The sequence below is a fragment of the Pseudomonas psychrophila HA-4 genome (assembly GCF_000282975.1).
In the GTDB taxonomy this organism is placed as follows: Bacteria; Pseudomonadota; Gammaproteobacteria; order Pseudomonadales; family Pseudomonadaceae; genus Aquipseudomonas; species Aquipseudomonas psychrophila_A.
The window spans coordinates 1-996 of sequence record NZ_ALJC01000020.1 but is presented as its reverse complement, the minus strand read 5'-3'; the positions used below and the strand labels follow the sequence as shown (position 1 = coordinate 996).

The 996-nt window shown below is 59.3% G+C and carries 1 pseudogene; it reads left to right on the top strand.

The features are described from left to right. Nucleotides 1–105 precede the first annotated feature (105 nt). Nucleotides 106–869 (top strand): annotated as a pseudogene (locus tag B347_RS25395) (IS6-like element IS6100 family transposase). The last annotated feature ends 127 nt before the right edge of the window (nt 870–996 follow it).

Genomic DNA, 996 nt, shown 5'->3' with positions numbered 1-996 from the left:
AGAAGTGATCTGCACCAATCTCGACTATGCTCAATACTCGTGTGGGCTCTGTTGCAAAAATCGTGAAGCTTGAGCATGCTTGGCGGAGATTGGACGGACGGAACGATGACGGATTTCAAGTGGCGCCATTTCCAGGGTGATGTGATCCTGTGGGCGGTGCGCTGGTATTGTCGCTATCCGATCAGCTATCGCGACCTTGAGGAAATGCTGGCGGAACGCGGCATTTCGGTCGACCATACGACGATCTATCGCTGGGTCCAGTGCTACGCCCCGGAGATGGAGAAGCGGCTGCGCTGGTTCTGGCGGCGTGGCTTTGATCCGAGCTGGCGCCTGGATGAAACCTACGTCAAGGTGCGGGGCAAGTGGACCTACCTGTACCGGGCAGTCGACAAGCGGGGCGACACGATCGATTTCTACCTGTCGCCGACCCGCAGCGCCAAGGCAGCGAAGCGGTTCCTGGGCAAGGCCCTGCGAGGCCTGAAGCACTGGGAAAAGCCTGCCACGCTCAATACCGACAAAGCGCCGAGCTATGGTGCAGCGATCACCGAATTGAAGCGCGAAGGAAAGCTGGACCGGGAGACGGCCCACCGGCAGGTGAAGTATCTCAATAACGTGATCGAGGCCGATCACGGAAAGCTCAAGATACTGATCAAGCCGGTGCGCGGTTTCAAATCGATCCCCACGGCCTATGCCACGATCAAGGGATTCGAAGTCATGCGAGCCCTGCGCAAAGGACAGGCTCGCCCCTGGTGCCTGCAGCCCGGCATCAGGGGCGAGGTGCGCCTGTGGAGAGAGCTTTTGGCATTGGGCCCTCGGCGCTGACGGAGGCCATGGGCATGCTCAACCACCATTTCGCAGCAGCCGCCTGATCGGCGCAGAGCGACAGCCTACCTCTGACTGCCGCCAATCTTTGCAACAGAGCCTCCGTCGCCATGCTCACCTCGCTTTGGTGCACACGAGTATTGAGCATAGTCGAGATTGGTGCAGATCACTTCT